The 14,997-nt window shown below is 67.6% G+C and carries 16 protein-coding genes; 11 read left to right on the top strand and 5 right to left on the bottom strand.

The window, feature by feature from the left end; all coding sequences use genetic code 11:
• Nucleotides 1–2 precede the first annotated feature (2 nt).
• Entirely contained in the window at nt 3–917 is a 915-nt protein-coding gene (locus NX02_RS27005) for a DMT family transporter (RefSeq protein WP_025295285.1), read from the bottom strand.
• A gap of 112 nt (nt 918–1,029) precedes the next feature.
• Nucleotides 1,030–3,528 (bottom strand): DNA topoisomerase (ATP-hydrolyzing) subunit B, encoded by a 2,499-nt coding sequence (gyrB, locus tag NX02_RS27000; RefSeq protein WP_158014189.1) that lies wholly within the window; start codon nt 3,526–3,528, stop codon nt 1,030–1,032.
• Between the two features lie 121 nt (nt 3,529–3,649).
• Between gyrB and NX02_RS26995 the strand changes: the two genes are divergently transcribed.
• Genes NX02_RS26995 through ssb form a run of 3 tightly spaced genes read left to right on the top strand, consistent with a single transcriptional unit; the run spans nt 3,650 to nt 6,358 of the window.
• Nucleotides 3,650–3,916 (top strand): FeoA family protein, encoded by a 267-nt coding sequence (locus NX02_RS26995; protein WP_039996869.1) that lies wholly within the window; start codon nt 3,650–3,652, stop codon nt 3,914–3,916.
• A complete protein-coding gene (gene feoB / locus NX02_RS26990) occupies nt 3,913–5,763 on the top strand; it encodes a ferrous iron transporter B (RefSeq protein WP_025295282.1) in 1,851 nt (616 codons plus the stop codon). Before NX02_RS26995 ends, feoB begins: the two co-directional genes overlap by 4 nt.
• A 13-nt stretch (nt 5,764–5,776) precedes the next feature.
• Nucleotides 5,777–6,358 (top strand): single-stranded DNA-binding protein, encoded by a 582-nt coding sequence (gene ssb / locus NX02_RS26985; protein ID WP_025295281.1) that lies wholly within the window; start codon nt 5,777–5,779, stop codon nt 6,356–6,358.
• Between the two features lie 35 nt (nt 6,359–6,393).
• Here ssb and NX02_RS26980 read toward each other — a convergent pair whose 3' ends face one another.
• Both NX02_RS26980 and NX02_RS26975 read right to left on the bottom strand, forming a co-directional pair.
• Nucleotides 6,394–6,912: a YceD family protein gene (locus NX02_RS26980; RefSeq protein ID WP_025295280.1), complete on the bottom strand. Its 519-nt coding sequence runs from the start codon at nt 6,910–6,912 to the stop codon at nt 6,394–6,396.
• On the bottom strand, nt 6,909–7,427 hold the full coding sequence (locus NX02_RS26975; protein WP_025295279.1) for a ubiquinol-cytochrome C chaperone family protein: 519 nt from the start codon (nt 7,425–7,427) through the stop codon (nt 6,909–6,911). The genes NX02_RS26980 and NX02_RS26975 overlap by 4 nt, the downstream gene beginning before the upstream one ends.
• Before the next feature lie 134 nt (nt 7,428–7,561).
• Here NX02_RS26975 and NX02_RS26970 point away from each other — a divergent pair, with 134 nt between their 5' ends.
• Entirely contained in the window at nt 7,562–8,041 is a 480-nt protein-coding gene (locus NX02_RS26970; RefSeq protein WP_025295278.1) for an outer membrane protein assembly factor BamE, read from the top strand.
• A gap of 38 nt (nt 8,042–8,079) precedes the next feature.
• Here the strand turns inward: NX02_RS26970 and NX02_RS26965 are convergent, their stop codons facing one another.
• A complete protein-coding gene (locus tag NX02_RS26965; protein ID WP_025295277.1) occupies nt 8,080–9,015 on the bottom strand; it encodes a ribose-phosphate pyrophosphokinase in 936 nt (311 codons plus the stop codon).
• Between the two features lie 165 nt (nt 9,016–9,180).
• On the opposite strand from NX02_RS26965, the gene gltX reads away from it, so the two are divergent.
• The 7 genes from gltX to ribH all read left to right on the top strand — a co-directional run bounded on the left by gltX (nt 9,181) and on the right by ribH (nt 14,955).
• The gene (gene gltX, locus NX02_RS26960) at nt 9,181–10,515 is read left to right on the top strand and encodes a glutamate--tRNA ligase (RefSeq protein WP_025295276.1); all 1,335 of its coding nucleotides are present in this window, start codon (nt 9,181–9,183) and stop codon (nt 10,513–10,515) included.
• 137 nt (nt 10,516–10,652) lie between these two features.
• On the top strand, nt 10,653–11,318 hold the full coding sequence (locus NX02_RS26955) for an energy transducer TonB (protein WP_025295275.1): 666 nt from the start codon (nt 10,653–10,655) through the stop codon (nt 11,316–11,318).
• 61 nt (nt 11,319–11,379) lie between these two features.
• Nucleotides 11,380–11,742, top strand: a complete 363-nt coding sequence (locus NX02_RS31025; protein WP_025295274.1) for a hypothetical protein — start codon at nt 11,380–11,382, stop codon at nt 11,740–11,742.
• Between the two features lie 90 nt (nt 11,743–11,832).
• The gene (gene ribD, locus NX02_RS26945) at nt 11,833–12,792 is read left to right on the top strand and encodes a bifunctional diaminohydroxyphosphoribosylaminopyrimidine deaminase/5-amino-6-(5-phosphoribosylamino)uracil reductase RibD (protein WP_025295273.1); all 960 of its coding nucleotides are present in this window, start codon (nt 11,833–11,835) and stop codon (nt 12,790–12,792) included.
• A complete protein-coding gene (locus NX02_RS26940) occupies nt 12,793–13,407 on the top strand; it encodes a riboflavin synthase (RefSeq protein WP_025295272.1) in 615 nt (204 codons plus the stop codon). It begins immediately after the preceding gene.
• Complete coding sequence (gene ribB / locus NX02_RS26935) at nt 13,391–14,533, top strand: 3,4-dihydroxy-2-butanone-4-phosphate synthase (protein WP_025295271.1); 1,143 nt, start codon at nt 13,391–13,393, stop codon at nt 14,531–14,533. The genes NX02_RS26940 and ribB overlap by 17 nt, the downstream gene beginning before the upstream one ends.
• Nucleotides 14,533–14,955, top strand: coding sequence for a 6,7-dimethyl-8-ribityllumazine synthase (gene ribH, locus NX02_RS26930; protein WP_025295270.1), 423 nt, complete (start codon nt 14,533–14,535; stop codon nt 14,953–14,955). Before ribB ends, ribH begins: the two co-directional genes overlap by 1 nt.
• Nucleotides 14,956–14,997: the final 42 nt, after the last annotated feature.

Genomic DNA, 14,997 nt, shown 5'->3' with positions numbered 1-14,997 from the left:
CGTCAGCCGGCGATCGCCTTGCGCGACGGCGCGCGCACCAGCACCAGGGCGATGGCGATCGCGACGGCGCCGACGATATCGAGCGTGCCCAGCCGCTCGTCATAGGCGAACCAGCCCACGACGGCGGCGATCATCGGCTGGGTCAGCAGGCCCAGCCCGATCACCACCGGCGGCAGCACGCCGATCGCATAGACGATCAACCCCTGCCCGATCACCTGACTGAGCAGCGCAAGGCCGATCAGCGCGGACCAGTGCTGCGGCATCACCCGTTCGCCCAGCGCAAGCGCGAACAGCAGCATCGGCAAGATCGCCGCGATCGTGCACAAGGCGAGCAGGGGCAGCGGCTGCAGCGTCGCACGCGCACGCTCGATGGCGATGAAATAGCAGGTGTAGAGCACGCCGGCGAACAGGCAGAGCAGATCGCCCAGCAGGTTGTTCGCGGACAGTTCGTAGGAGCGGCCCATCAGCAGCAGCGTGCCCAGCGTGGCCAGCCCGAATGCGATTCCCTGCATCCGCGTCGGCCAGGCGCGCGCGACGAGGAAGCCGTAGATGGGGAACATCAGGCTGGTCGCATTGCCGAACAGCGTGGCGTTGGCCATCTTGGTGTGAAGGATGCCGAGATGCCAGCTCGCGAGATCGGCCGCGAACAGCAGACCGCCGATCGCGATGGTCACGACCAGCGCGGGCGGGATTCGGGTGAACGGCTGGCGCGCGAGGGGCGACAGAACGAGCAGCACCGGCGCCGCGAGTGCGAGCCGCCAGAAACCGGCGGCGACCGGCCCGGTATCCGCCAGACGGACGAACCACGGCCCGAACGCCAGGCAGAGATTGCTCGCCAGCATCGCTGCGAAGCCGATGCGCTGCGCGGCATGGTGCGGCGACGGGTGACTCGACACGGACTCGGGCTGGCTCTGCATCGCAGCGCCCCTAGCGGGCGATCACGCGAAAGTCGCCCCCCACTCATGCGCGGGGAGACCGGCGCGCACGGCCCCGCCGATCGTTACGAAAGGGGGCGCGCGCCGGTTCCGATCACACGTCGAGGTTGGCGACGTTCAGCGCATTTTCCTGGATGAACTCGCGGCGCGGCTCGACCACGTCGCCCATCAGGCGCGTGAAGATCTCATCCGTCACATCCGCCTGATCCAGCGTCACCTGCAGCAACGAGCGGTTTGCGGGGTCGAGCGTGGTTTCCCAGAGCTGTTCCGCGTTCATCTCGCCAAGGCCCTTGTAGCGGGCGATCTTGAGGCCGTGGCGCGCGACGGCGAAGATCGCCTCCAGCAGCTCGCTCGGGCGGCTGATCGCCGTGCCCTTGGCGGCAGCCGCGGGCGGTGCCGCATCCTCGCCCTCCGCATCGTCCGCGTCTTCAGCCGCGGCGCTACTGAGCTTCACCAGCCGCGACACGTCGGCATAGCTCTCGGCCTGCTCGCTCGCGAGGAGGTGCAGCTTGCGGGCCTCCGCCGAGGCGACGAACGCCGCATCGACGATGTAGTGATCGGCAACGCCACGCCACACCCGGCGCATCAGATAGCCGCCATCGGCAGCGACTTCCGCGCTCCAGGCCCCCTCGGGATCGGCGCGCCCGGCCCAGGCAGCGGCACGCACCGCGACCTCCGGGCGGCCGCCGTTTTCGAGCGCCGGATCGAACGCGCCGGTCAGCGCCAGCGCTTCGATCACTGCGGGCGGATAGCGGCGCGGCACATAGGTCATCAAGGTGCGCATGCGGCGGGCATGGTCGATCAGCGAGCGCAGATCCTGGCCCGAACGCGAACCGCCGCTGGTTTCGAGCATCATCGAGCCGACGCCGGCGTCGACGAGATAGGCGTCGAGCGCCGCATTGTCCTTGAGGTAGACCTCCGAACGGCCCTTCGCGACCTTATAGAGCGGCGGCTGGGCGATGTAGAGATGGCCGCCCTCGATGATCTGCGGCATCTGCCGATAGAAGAAGGTCAGCAACAGCGTGCGGATATGCGCGCCGTCGACGTCGGCGTCCGTCATGATGACGATCTTGTGGTAGCGCAGCTTTTCCAGGTTGAAGTCGTCGCGGCCGATGCCGGTGCCCATCGCCTGGATCAGGGTGCCGACCTCCTTCGAGGAGAGCATGCGATCGAAGCGTGCGCGCTCCACATTGAGGATCTTGCCCTTGAGCGGCAGGATCGCCTGGACGTTGCGGTCACGGCCCTGCTTCGCGGAACCGCCGGCGGAGTCACCCTCCACCAGGAACAGCTCGGACTTGGCGGGATCGCGTTCCTGGCAGTCGGCGAGCTTGCCGGGCAGCGACGCGATGTCCATCACGCCCTTGCGGCGGGTGAGTTCGCGCGCCTTCTTGGCGGCCTCGCGCGCGGCGGCTGCGTCGATCACCTTCTGGATGATCGAGCGGGCGTTCGCGGGATTTTCCTCCAGCCATTCCGCCATCTTGTCGGACATCAGGCTTTCGAGCGGCTGGCGCACCTCGGAGGAGACCAGCTTGTCCTTGGTCTGCGAGGAGAATTTGGGGTCGGGCAGTTTCACCGAGACGATCGCGGTCAGCCCCTCGCGCATGTCGTCGCCGGTGAGCGAGACCTTCTCCTTCTTCAGCAGCCCCGATTTCTCGGCATAGCCGTTGATCGTGCGCGTCAGCGCCGCGCGGAACGCCGCGAGGTGGGTGCCGCCGTCACGCTGCGGGATGTTGTTGGTGAAGCAGAGGACGTTCTCGTAATAGCTGTCGTTCCACTCCAGCGCGACATCGATGCCGACCCCGTCGCGCTCGGACGAGATCGCGATCGGTTCCGGAAACAGCGGCGACTTGGCACGGTCGAGATATTTCACGAAGGCGCCGATGCCGCCCTCGTAATAGAGTTCATGCTCCACCCGCTCCGCATGGCGCGCATCGACGAGCTTCAGCCGGACGCCGGAGTTGAGGAAGGCGAGCTCGCGGTAGCGATGCTCGAGCTTCTCGAAATCGAACTCGGTGACGTTCTTGAACGTGTCGTGGCTCGCCATGAAGGTCACCCGCGTGCCGCGCTTGCCGGCGGGCGCCGGACCGACGACCTTGAGCGGCGCCACGGCGTCGCCGCGCTGGAAGCGCATGAAATGCTCCTGGCCGTCACGCCAGATGGTGAGATCGAGGAAGTCGCTGAGCGCGTTGACGACCGACACGCCGACGCCGTGCAGTCCGCCCGACACCTTATAGGCATTGTCGTCGGACGTGTTCTCGAACTTGCCGCCGGCATGGAGCTGGGTCATGATGACCTCGGCGGCCGAAACGCCTTCCTCGGCGTGAATGCCGGTGGGGATGCCGCGGCCATTATCCTCGACCGAAACCGAACCATCGGGGTTGAGCGTGATCAGAACGAGATCGCAATAGCCGGCCAGCGCCTCGTCGATCGCGTTATCGGAGACCTCGAACACCATGTGGTGCAGGCCTGAGCCGTCGTCGGTGTCGCCGATATACATGCCGGGGCGCTTGCGCACCGCGTCGAGCCCCTTGAGGACCTTGATCGAGTCAGCGCCATATTCGTTGGTGTTGGGTTCGGTTGCCATAGCAAGCATATAAGGAATCGAGGGCCGGAACCCAAGCGAAATGGACAGGCTCCGCGCCCGCGTCCACGGCCGCGCGAGGGGAGAGCGCTATAGCTATTCCCGCCATCTATTGATAATCGCTCGCAGACCCATGTCCCCCACGAAAGCCTCGCTGCCCGTGCGCCTCGACGAACTGCCCCTCAAATCACCCGCCCGCATCGCGTCGATCGAATGGGCGGCGCTCGTTCCCGCCGAAGCACGGCGGCTTCGCGAACTCGGCTTCGACGAGGGCATGGCGATCGAGACGCTGCACAGCGGCAGCATGTTGGGCCGCGACCCGATCGCCTGCCGCGTCGGCCGGATGACGATCGCGCTCCGGCGCGCCGCGGCCTCCGCCATCATGGTGGAGCCGACATGAACCCGATGCCCCTGGTCGCGCTGGCGGGAAGCCCCAATGCCGGCAAGAGCGCATTGTTCAACGCCCTGACCGGCGCCCGCCAGAAGGTCGCCAACTATCCCGGCGTCACCGTCGAGCGCCACAGCGGCCGCACCAGCCTGCCGGACGGGCGGCCGTTCGAATTGGTCGACCTGCCCGGCGCCTACAGCCTGGACCCCGGCAGCCCGGACGAGGCGGTGACCCGCGACGTGCTGCTCGGCACGCAGGAGGGCGAGCGGCGCCCGGATGCGCTGCTGATCGTGGTCGATGCCGGCAATCTCGATCACCATCTCCGCTTCGCGCTGCAACTGATCGCGCTCGGCATCCCGGCGGTGCTGTCGCTCAACATGATCGACATGGCCGAGCGCGACGGGCTCGAACTCGACGCCGGGGCCCTGGCCGCGGAACTCGGCATACCCGTGATCCCGACCGTCGCGGTGCGCAGGCGCGGCATCGAGGAGGTCAAGGAGAAGCTGGCCGAAGCGCTGGCGCGCAAGCCGGTGACGCCCCCCGAGACTCAGGAGGCGTTCGTCAAGGTCCAGCGCCGCGCCCGCGCGATCGCGCAGAAGGCGGTGATCTCGGAACGGCCGGTGGTGCAGGCGACCAGCCGGATCGACGCGATCGCGCTGCATCCGGTCGGCGGCATCGTGCTGCTGCTGGTGCTGTTCTTCCTGATGTTCCAGGCGGTGTTCGCCTGGTCCGAAGCGCCGATGGGCTGGATCGAGGCGGGCCAGGGCGCGCTGCAGGAGGTTTTCACCGGCCTGTTGCCCGAAGGTTTTCTCCGCTCGCTGATCGTCGATGGCGTCATCGCCGGCGTCGGCTCGGTTGTGGTGTTCCTGCCGCAGATCCTGGTGCTGTTCCTGTTCATCCTGATCCTCGAGGCGTCGGGATATATGGCCCGCGCCGCCTTCCTGATGGACAAGCTGATGGCCCATGTCGGGCTCAACGGCCGCGCCTTCATTCCGCTGCTCTCCTCCTTCGCCTGTGCGATCCCGGGCATCATGGCGACGCGCACGATCGACGATCCCAAGCAGCGGCTGACGACGATCCTGATCGCACCGATGATGACCTGCTCGGCACGCCTGCCGGTCTACGGCCTGATCATCAACAACGTCATTCCGGCGCGTGCGCTGGGGTGGGGCATCGGCCTGCAGGGGCTGGTCTGGTTCGGGCTCTACATCGCCGGCATCGTCGGATCGGTGCTGGTGGCGTTCGTCTTCCGCAAGACCATCGCGAAATCGGCGAATACCGGCTTTCTGATGGAATTGCCGCGCTACCAGATGCCCCGGATCGGCGACATTCTGATCGGCCTGTGGCAGCGCGCCTGGGTGTTCCTGCGCCGCGCCGGCACGATCATCATGAGCGTCACCATCGCCCTGTGGCTGCTGACCTCCTATCCGCAGGCGCCCGAAGGCAGCGGCCTCAGGCAGAGCGAATATTCGATCGCCGGCCGGATCGCCTCCGGGCTCGAGGTGATCGTCCGTCCGATCGGCTTCAACCACGACATGGCGCTGGCGATCATCCCGGCGATGGCGGCGCGCGAGGTCGCGGTCTCCGCGCTGGCGACGGTCTATTCGATCAACGAGACCGACGAGGAGAAGGCGGAAGAGACGCTCGGCCAGCAGATCGCGAAGGACTGGTCGTTCCCGACCGCGCTCGCCTTCCTCGCCTGGTTCGTGTTCGCGCCGCAGTGCCTGTCGACCATCGCCGTGATCCGGCGCGAGACCAACGGTTGGAAATGGCCGGCCTTCACCTTGGCATATCTGTTCGGCCTCGCTTATGTGGCAGCAGGCGCGACCTATTGGGGCGCGATCGCATTGGGGCTTTAGAAAAGGACAGGACGTGGCAGGCAGCGTCAACAAGGTGATTCTGGTCGGCAATCTCGGAGCCGATCCGGAAGCCCGGTCGATGAACAATGGCGGGGAGGTGGTGAACTTCAACGTCGCGACGACCGAGCGCTGGAAGGACCGCGACGGCAACCAGCAGGAAAAGACCGAGTGGCACCGCGTCGTGATCTTCAACGAGAATCTCGGCCGGGTCGCCAAGCAGTATCTGCGCAAGGGCTCGAGCGTCTATCTCGAAGGCCAGCTCCAGACCCGCAAATGGACCGACAATAGCGGCCAGGACAAATATACCACCGAGGTGGTTCTCCAGCGCTTCCGCGGCGAGATGGTGCTGCTCGGCGGCCGCGACGGCGGCGGTGCCGGTGGTGGCAGCGGTGGCGGCGGCAGCGCCTGGAGCGATGACGACCGGGGCGGTGGCGCCGGGGGTTATGGCGGCGCTCGCGCCAGCGGCGGCGGCGGCGGCGGTGGCGATTTCGGCCGTGGCGGCGGTGGCGGCGGTGGCGCCAGCCGTGGCGGCGGCGCCCCCGCAGGCGGCTCCCGCCCGTTCGACGACGATCTCGACGACGACGTGCCGTTCTGATCCACGAGACCGAAGGCCCGGCAGCTTGCCGGGCCTTATTTTTTGAGCTTCTCCTTCAGCTCCCTGAGCGCCGCGAACGGGCCGACATCGCTGCCGTCCGAAACGCCCGCCTCGTCGAGCGCCTGATCGGCATGGGCGCTGCGCGGCCACGGATCGAGCGCAAGCGCCAGCGTTTCGGCCACCGCCTCGCCGAGATCGATCGCGCCATTCTCGATCGGCACCGTGTCGCAATCGGCTTCGCTCAGTTCGAGCTCTTCGGCGTCGGGATCGAAATTTTCGACGAAGCGCAGCACGAAAGCCTCGTCGATCGCGGCCGGCACCGGTTCGCCGGTGACGACGCAGCTCTGGACGACCTGCGCCGAGACCCGGCCCTCGGCGTAAATGCCGTCAGCGCGGCGCTGCAGCCGCGCGGCAGCCGAAAGGCGATCGATTGCGACGATCGCGAAGCGCTTCGCCAGTGCCGCGCGCTCGGCTTCGTCAGCCTCGATCGAAACCTCGCGGGGACGGTCGCCGATTTCGCCGGCGGGCCACGTCCGCGAAAATTCGGGGGTCATGCCGGCAGATCCCCGTCCAGCAGCGATTTCAACGGCGTTTGCGCCAGTGCCGCGTCGAACGCGCGCAATCGCTGCTCGACATGCGCAAGCGCCGCCGGCGCCGGCGCGGCGCCGCGATAGAGGTTGCGGACGAGCGCGGCGGCAAAATCGCCGTCACCGCGCAGCCCCGCGCGATACGCGCCCAGCCGGCCGCCGAGCACGCCCATCATGTTGCCGATCTTCTTGCCGACGATGATGTCGCCGATGCCGATCTCGCGGAGTTGCCCGTCCATATCGTCGACGAACGCTTCGGTCAGCAGCGACGACGCCGGGATCGCCTCCGGCTCCCGTTCCATGCGGATCAACGTCAGCGCCAGAATCGCCGCGACCATGTCGAACCGGCCATCCAGGCTGTCGGCGACCGCGCCTTCCAGATACCAGTGCGGCTGGCGCGCACGCGCCACCACCGCCGCATAGAGCGGCGCCAGCGCCGCTCGATCCTCGGTGCGGCCCAGCAGCCGCGACAGCAAACCCATCCTCGTCTCGTCTTCCTTGCCCGGCGGCGCCCTTGTTTGCCGCTGCCGACCGGCATATTGAGGCAGAGTTGCGCCCATGCAATGGCCATGGCGCGCAGGAGTGTTGCGGGTTGCGAATGCCGGGAGAGTTTTCAATGAGCGTTACGATGCGGCGGGTGGCGATGATCGCCTGCACGGCCGCGATCCTGGCATCGACGGCGGCGTGCAGCCGCGTGCGGACGCACCAGGGCTTCATCCTCGATCCGGTGCTGGTCAGCTCGATCCAGCCGGGGCTGGACAATCGCGCCTCCGTGGAGCGTACGCTTGGCCGCCCGACCTTCATGGGCCAGTTCAACACCGGCGAATATTATTACTTCTCGCGCCAGTCGCGCCAGCTCGCCTTCGCCGAGCCCAAGCCCGTCAACCAGACCGTGCTCAAGGTGACGTTCGACAAGAACGATGTCGTCGCCACCGTCCAGGAAACCGGGCTCGACAAGGTCGTCTCGATCTCGCCCGAAGGCAGCAAGACGCCGACGCTGGGCCGCGAGAAGAGCTTCTTCGAAGAGATCTTCGGCAATATCGGCCAGGTCGGCGCGGTCGGCCAGGGCGGCAGCACCGCCGACAACCCGAACTGAGGTCTATCCCCCTCCCGCGGCGCGGGAGGGACGTTCGCTCAGTCGAACAGCGAGGACACCGAGCTTTCGTCGGCGATGCGCTTGATCGCCTCTGCCAGCAGCGGCGCGATCGGCAGGTGGCGGACCTTCTTCGCGTCGCGCACCGCGTCGGGTGGCGCGATCGAATCGGTGATCACCAGTTCGAGCAACGCGGACCCCTCGACGCGCGCCACCGCGCCACCCGAGAGCACGCCATGGCTGACATAGGCGACGACTTCCTCGGCACCGGCTTCCTTCAGCGCGGCTGCGGCGTTGCACAGCGTGCCCGCCGAATCGACGATATCATCGATCAGGATGCAGAAGCGGCCGGCGACGTCGCCGATGATGTTCATCACTTCCGATTCGCCGGCGCGCTCCCGGCGCTTGTCGACGATCGAGAGCGGCGCGTTGTTGAGGCGCTTGGCGAGCGCGCGGGCGCGCACCACGCCGCCGACGTCGGGTGAGACCACCATCAGGTTGCGATCGCCGAAGCGCGCCTGGATGTCCGCCGACATCACCGGTGCCGCATAGAGATTGTCGGTCGGGATATCGAAGAAACCCTGGATCTGGCCGGCATGGAGATCCATCGAAAGCACGCGATGCGCGCCGGCGACGGTGATCAGGTTGGCGACCAGCTTGGCCGAGATCGGCGTGCGCGGCCCCGGCTTCCGGTCCTGCCGGGCATAGCCGAAATAGGGCACCACCGCGGTGATCCGCTTGGCCGATGCGCGGCGCAGCGCATCGATGCAGATCAGCAGCTCCATCAGATTGTCGTTGGTGGGGAAGCAGGTGGACTGGATCACGAACACGTCCTCGCCCCGGACATTTTCGTGAATCTCGACGAACACTTCCTCGTCGGCGAAGCGACGGACGCTGGCGTCGGTCAGCGGAATTTCCAGATAGTCAGCGATCTCTCGCGCCAGCGCCAGGTTGGAATTGCCGGCCAGCAGCTTCATCGATTTGCGTCCCCACGGATACTCTTGCGAGCCCCGCCCTTAGCGGCGCAGGTCCCACAGGGAAAGGGGCGGTTGATCGGCATCAGCCCCGAAGATCCGATCGCATCGCGCTTTTTCGCTGCACGGCCGTTTCCGTCCGCCGCCGAATCGGCTTAAGCGGCGGCGATGACGATCACCACCCGCTTCGCGCCCTCCCCCACCGGCACCCTGCACGTCGGCAATATCCGCACGGCGCTGCACAACTGGCTGTGGGCGCACAAATATGGCGGCCGCTTCCTGCTGCGCATCGACGATACCGATGCCGAGCGGTCCAGGGAGGCGTTCGTCGCCGCGATCCGCACCGATCTCGCCTGGCTGGGGCTGATGGCGGACGGCGAGACCCGCCAGTCCGCCCGCTTCCCGCTCTACGAGGCGCGGTTCGAGGCGCTGCGGGACGCCGGCCGCGTCTATCCCGCCTATGAGACCGCGCAGGAACTGGATCTCAAGCGCAAGGTGCTGCTGGGGCGCGGGCTGCCGCCGGTCTATGATCGCGCCGCGCTGGCGCTGACCGATGCCGATCGCGCGGCGCTGGAAGCGGAGGGGCGCCGCCCGCACTGGCGCTTCCGCCTCGATCATGACGCGCCGATCGGCTGGCACGATCTGATTCGCGGCGACCAGCGCTTCGATCCGCGGACGATGTCAGACCCCGTCATCCGCCGCGCCGATGGCTCATGGCTCTATATGCTTCCCTCCGCGATCGACGATGTCGACATGGGCATCACCCATGTCGTGCGCGGCGAGGATCATGTCTCCAACACCGCCGCGCAGATCCAGATGTTCGAGGCGCTCGGCACAACCCCGCCCGCCTTCGCGCACGAGGCGCTGCTCGTCGGCAGCGAGGGCAAGCTGTCCAAGCGGCTCGGCTCGCTCGGCGTCGAGGCGTTTCGCGAGGCAGGCTATGAGCCGGCCGCGATCGCCGCCTTGCTCGCGCGGATCGGCACCAGCCAGCCGGTCGAGCCGATCGCCGATATCCGCCTGCTCGCCGCCGGGTTCGACTTCGGCCATTTCGGCCGCGCGCCGGCGCGGTTCGACGAGGCCGAGCTCGCCCAGCTCAACGCCCGCATCGTCCATCAACTCGATCATGAGGCGGTGGCGGACCGGCTGCCCGCCGGGATCGACGCCGCCGGGTGGGAAGCGATCCGCCCCAACCTCGCCACCGTGCGCGAGGCGGCGGACTGGTGGCAGGTCGTCGAAGGCCCGGTGGAGGCACCCGCCTTCTCCGCGGAGGACGCCGCCTTTTTGGATGCCGCCGCCGATGCCGCGGCTGCGCTCGACTGGTCTGCCGATCCGTGGCGGGCACTCACCGAGTCGCTCAAGGCCATGACCGGCCGCAAGGGCAAGGCGTTGTTCCTCCCCCTGCGGCAGGCGCTCACCGGCCGCGATCATGGCCCCGACATGGCGGCGCTGCTGCCGCTGATCGGCCGCGAGCGCGCGATCGAGAGGCTGCGCCTCACCGTCTGAACCGGCGGCACGCGCCTCGATGCGCGCCGGCCGACTTTTAAGTAATGTTGTCACATTACATCTCGACAGCGAAATGTAATGATGTAACATCATAGTCACTCGGCGTGAAAAAGAGCGCCGTGGGGATGGAGGATGTTATGACTGCGGACGGATTCCTGACCAACAAACGTCGTTCACCGGTTTCGCTCGGCGCCGCACTGGCAATCCAGGGCGTGGTGCTGGCGGGCCTGCTTTCGATGGCGCCGAAGATCGTGGAACGCGGGCGCGAGGCGATCACCATGATTGATGTTCCTAAGATCGAAGTGCCGCCCCCCGATCCGATCGACCCACCGAAGCCGACGACCGAAGCGCCACTGTCGAGGCCGACCACGCCCGATCAAATCGTGCCGACGCCCGCCGATCCGGTGATCTTCACGGATCCGGCGCCGCTGACGCCGATCCCGCCCGGCCCGATCGTCGGCACCGGCACCGCGCCGTTCGTCGAACCGAGGCTGGCCACACAGCCCAAGCCACCGGTCTTCGTCGATGCCGGCCTCGATCCCCGCTATGCCAGCGGGCTGCAGCCGCCCTATCCGGGCCGGCTCCAGCGCGAACAGGTCGAGGGCAAGGCGACCGTGAAGGTGCTGATCGGCACCGACGGGCGCGTGAAAGCGGTGCAGCTCGTCGCGGCCGACGATCCCGGATTCTTCAAGGCCACCGAGGAACAGGCGCTCAGGCGCTGGCGGTTCAAACCGGCAACGCGCGATGGCGTCGCGGTGGAAAGCTGGAAGCAGATGACCGTGCATTTCCGGCTTGAAAGCTGATCATATGCGTGGGTCAGGCGCCGGGCTAGCGCTTGGCCCACGCAAGGCTTATCTTGGGGGCATGGCTTTCCTTCCCCGTCCTGCCTCGCCCAAGGGTTTCCTCGCCGACCTCAAGGGCGTGTTCTTCTCCCGCCATCGGCATGGGCTGCTCTTCGCCGCGGCGTCGATCGTCACCACGATCGTCATCGCGCTGCTCTTCCTCGGCGATTTCAAGCACGAAAAGCCGTGGAAGCGCGACGTGCAATATGTCGAGAGCTGGGAAGCCGAGCGCAGCGACGCGATCATCAAGGCGCAGCAGAAGATCGATCAGGCCAAGCGCGATCTTGCCGAGGGGGAGCGTGAGATCAAGCGGATCGAGCAGCGCGACCAGTACAAGAAGCTACAAAAAGAGATGCAGTCGGTAGGCATCGGCCGCGCCGACTGAGTCGCCCGGCCCGTCATGACGACAGAGCTGACGGGGGCGACGCCTCTTACCCGCGGATCCGCCGACCAGGCGGCGATCGACGACCGCTACATGGCCGCCGCTGCCGCCCTCGGCCGTCGCGGTCGCGGGCAGACCGCGCCCAATCCCAATGTCGGCTGCCTGATCGTCAAGGATGGGCTGGTCGTCGGCCGCGGCTGGTGCCAGCCCGGCGGGCGGCCGCATGCCGAGGCGATGGCGCTCGCCGAAGCGGGGGAGCGTGCGCGCGGCGCCACCGTCTACACCACCCTGGAACCCTGCGCGCATCAGAGCCCGCGCGGCCCGCATTGCTCGGGGCTGCTCGCCGCCGCCGGTGTCGCGCGCGTCGTCTCCGGCCTGCGCGATCCCGATCCCCGCACCGACGGCAAGGGCCATGATCGGCTCGCCGCGGCAGGCATCCGCGTCGGCTTCGGTGGGGCCGCCGCGGCCTGCCGGCGCTCGATGGAAGGCTATTTTACCCAGCGCCGCCACGGCCGTCCCCATGTGACGTTGAAACTCGCCACCTCGCTCGATGGCTGCATCGCAATGGCCAACGGCGAGAGCCGCTGGATCACCGGCGCCGCCGCGCGCGCGCATGGTCACCTCCAGCGCGCGCTGAGCGAGGCGATCCTCGTCGGCCGCGGCACGCTGGACGCAGACGCGCCGCGACTCGATGTCCGCCTGCCCGGCCTCGAACCGCGCAGCCCGCGCCGGCTGGTGCTGACCCGCGGCAGCGCGCCGGAGGGGTGGACCGCGATTGCCGCGCCCCAGGACATCGCCGCGCTCAGCGCCGTCGACCATCTGCTGGTCGAGGGCGGCGCGGGTGCCGCCGCCGCCTTCCTCGCCGCCGACATGGTCGATCGGCTGCTGCTCTACCGGGCACCGATCCTGATCGGCGGCGGCGGCCGCCATGCGCTGGGCGACATCGGCCTCGCCCGTCTCGCCGACGCGCACGGACGCTGGCGGCTGGCCGATACGTGGATGCTTGGCAGCGACCGGCTTGAGGTCTACGAGCGCGCGCTGGAGCAGGATTGAATGTTCACCGGGATCATCACCGACGTCGGCACGATCGACAGCGTCGAACAGCGGGGAGACCTGCGTGCGACGATCCGCACCGCGTTCGACACCGGCACCATCGCGCTCGGCGCCTCGATCGCCTGTTCGGGCGCCTGCCTGACCGTGGTCGACAAGGGCGAGGGCTGGTTCGCGGTCGATCTCTCCGCCGAAACCGTGGCGCGCACCGCACCCGGCCGCTGGCAGGCGGGCGCTCCGCTCAACCTCGAACGCGCGATGAAGCTGGGCGACGAACTCGGCGGACATATCGTCGCGGGCCATGTCGACGGCATCGGCACCGTCGCCGCGATCGAGCCGCAGGGCGATTCGCTGCGCATCACCGTCAGCACCGGCCGGTCGCTCGCGCCCTATCTGGCGCCCAAGGGGTCGGTCGCGCTCGACGGCATCTCGCTGACCGTCAACACCGTCGAGGACAGCGCCGATGCGGTCGTCTTCGGCATCAACATCATCCCGCACACCGCGGCGGTGACCACCTTCGGCCAACTCGCGGCCGGGGACGCCGTACACATCGAGATCGATATCCTGGCCCGCTACCTGGGCCGCATGGAGCAGGTTCGTCATGTCTTCCAATCCTGAACCGGCGCGGCTGCGCCACGGTTTTCTCTCCAGCCCCGAAGAGATCATCGACGAGGCGCGCAACGGCCGCATGTTCATCCTCGTCGACGATGAGGATCGCGAGAATGAGGGGGACCTCGTCATCCCCGCGCAGATGGCGACGCCCGACGCGATCAATTTCATGGCGACGCACGGCCGCGGGCTGATCTGCCTCGCGCTCGCGAAGGAACGGGTCGACCAGCTCGGGCTGCCGCTGATGAGCCGCAACAACGGCACGCGGCACGAGACCGCCTTCACCATCTCGATCGAGGCCAAGGAAGGCGTCTCGACGGGCATTTCGGCGGCCGACCGCGCGCGCACCGTCGCCGTCGCGATCGATGCCTCGAAAGGTGCGGAGAATATCGTCACGCCGGGGCATGTCTTCCCGCTCGTCGCCAAGCCCGGCGGCGTGCTCGTCCGCGCCGGCCACACCGAGGCGGCAGTCGACGTCTCGCGCCTCGCCGGACTCAACCCGTCGGGTGTGATCTGCGAGGTGATGAACGACGATGGCACGATGGCGCGCCTCGACGATCTCGTCGCCTTCGCGCAGCGCCACAACCTCAAGATCGGCACGATCCGCGATCTGATCGCCTATCGCCGCCGCTACGATCACGACATCGAGAAGGTCTCCGAAGCGCCCATCCAAAGCCACTTCGGCGGCGACTGGAGGGTGATCTGCTACCGCAACAAGGCGCTCGGCACCGAGTCGCTGGCGCTGGTGAAGGGTCGGCTCGACACCACCAAGCCAACCCTCGTACGGATGCATCAGCTCAACCTGTTCGGCGACACGCTGGGCGAACTGAGCGACCGCAGCGGGCTTCTGGAAGGCGCGATGAGGATCATCGGCGCGGAAGGCGAAGGCGTGGTCGTGCTGATCAACCGCAACGTGCCCAACATGTTCAGCCGCATCATCGCCGCGCGCTCGGGTTCCGAGAACGACATGCACGAACTGCGCGACTATGGCATCGGCGCGCAGATTCTCGCCGAACTCGGCATCCACGACATGATCCTGCTGACCAATGCACAGCACACCCTCGTCGCGCTCGCCGGCTACGGGCTCAACATCGTCGGCGAACGGCCGATCCCCACCGCCGGAAAGGCCGATTGATGGCACGTTTTCTGATTGTCGAAGCCCGGTTCTACGACCATCTCAACGATCTGCTGCTCGAAGGCGCGCGCGCCGCGCTGGAGGATGCCGGCCATTCGCACGAAACCGTGACCGTTCCCGGCGCGCTGGAAATTCCGGCGGCGGTGGCGCTGGCGGCGGAAACCGGCCGCTATGACGGCTTCGTCGCGCTCGGGGTGGTCATCCGCGGCGAGACCTATCATTTCGAGATCGTCTCCAACGAAAGCGCGCGCGGGCTGATGGCGCTGACGATGGACGGCATTCCGATCGGCAACGGCATCCTGACGGTGGAGAATGAAGCGCAGGCGCTCACCCGCGCCAGGCGCACCGAGAAGGACAAGGGCGGCGAGTCGGCCAAGGCCGCCATCGCGATGCTCGAACTGAAGGGCCGGTTCGGGGGCTGAGCCCTCGCCACAACGGCAGGGCATCGGAGCGTCGGCGCGGCC

The sequence above is a fragment of the Sphingomonas sanxanigenens DSM 19645 = NX02 genome, assembly GCF_000512205.2.
GTDB lineage: Bacteria > Pseudomonadota > Alphaproteobacteria > Sphingomonadales > Sphingomonadaceae > Sphingomonas_D > Sphingomonas_D sanxanigenens.
Note: the sequence above shows the minus strand (reverse complement) of the source record. Positions and strands in the feature narration are given on the sequence as shown.

Coding starts and splice junctions, on each gene's coding strand:
- NX02_RS26940 (WP_025295272.1), top strand. CDS start 12,793: ATGTTCACCGGGATCATCACCGACGTCGGCACGATCGACAGCGTCGAA.
- gyrB (WP_158014189.1), bottom strand. CDS start 3,528: ATGCTTGCTATGGCAACCGAACCCAACACCAACGAATATGGCGCTGAC.
- gltX (WP_025295276.1), top strand. CDS start 9,181: ATGACGATCACCACCCGCTTCGCGCCCTCCCCCACCGGCACCCTGCAC.
- NX02_RS26975 (WP_025295279.1), bottom strand. CDS start 7,427: ATGGGTTTGCTGTCGCGGCTGCTGGGCCGCACCGAGGATCGAGCGGCG.
- NX02_RS26955 (WP_025295275.1), top strand. CDS start 10,653: ATGACTGCGGACGGATTCCTGACCAACAAACGTCGTTCACCGGTTTCG.
- NX02_RS27005 (WP_025295285.1), bottom strand. CDS start 917: ATGCAGAGCCAGCCCGAGTCCGTGTCGAGTCACCCGTCGCCGCACCAT.
- ribD (WP_025295273.1), top strand. CDS start 11,833: ATGGCCGCCGCTGCCGCCCTCGGCCGTCGCGGTCGCGGGCAGACCGCG.
- NX02_RS26980 (WP_025295280.1), bottom strand. CDS start 6,912: ATGACCCCCGAATTTTCGCGGACGTGGCCCGCCGGCGAAATCGGCGAC.
- NX02_RS31025 (WP_025295274.1), top strand. CDS start 11,380: ATGGCTTTCCTTCCCCGTCCTGCCTCGCCCAAGGGTTTCCTCGCCGAC.
- NX02_RS26965 (WP_025295277.1), bottom strand. CDS start 9,015: ATGAAGCTGCTGGCCGGCAATTCCAACCTGGCGCTGGCGCGAGAGATC.
- NX02_RS26970 (WP_025295278.1), top strand. CDS start 7,562: ATGAGCGTTACGATGCGGCGGGTGGCGATGATCGCCTGCACGGCCGCG.
- feoB (WP_025295282.1), top strand. CDS start 3,913: ATGAACCCGATGCCCCTGGTCGCGCTGGCGGGAAGCCCCAATGCCGGC.
- ribB (WP_025295271.1), top strand. CDS start 13,391: ATGTCTTCCAATCCTGAACCGGCGCGGCTGCGCCACGGTTTTCTCTCC.
- NX02_RS26995 (WP_039996869.1), top strand. CDS start 3,650: ATGTCCCCCACGAAAGCCTCGCTGCCCGTGCGCCTCGACGAACTGCCC.
- ribH (WP_025295270.1), top strand. CDS start 14,533: ATGGCACGTTTTCTGATTGTCGAAGCCCGGTTCTACGACCATCTCAAC.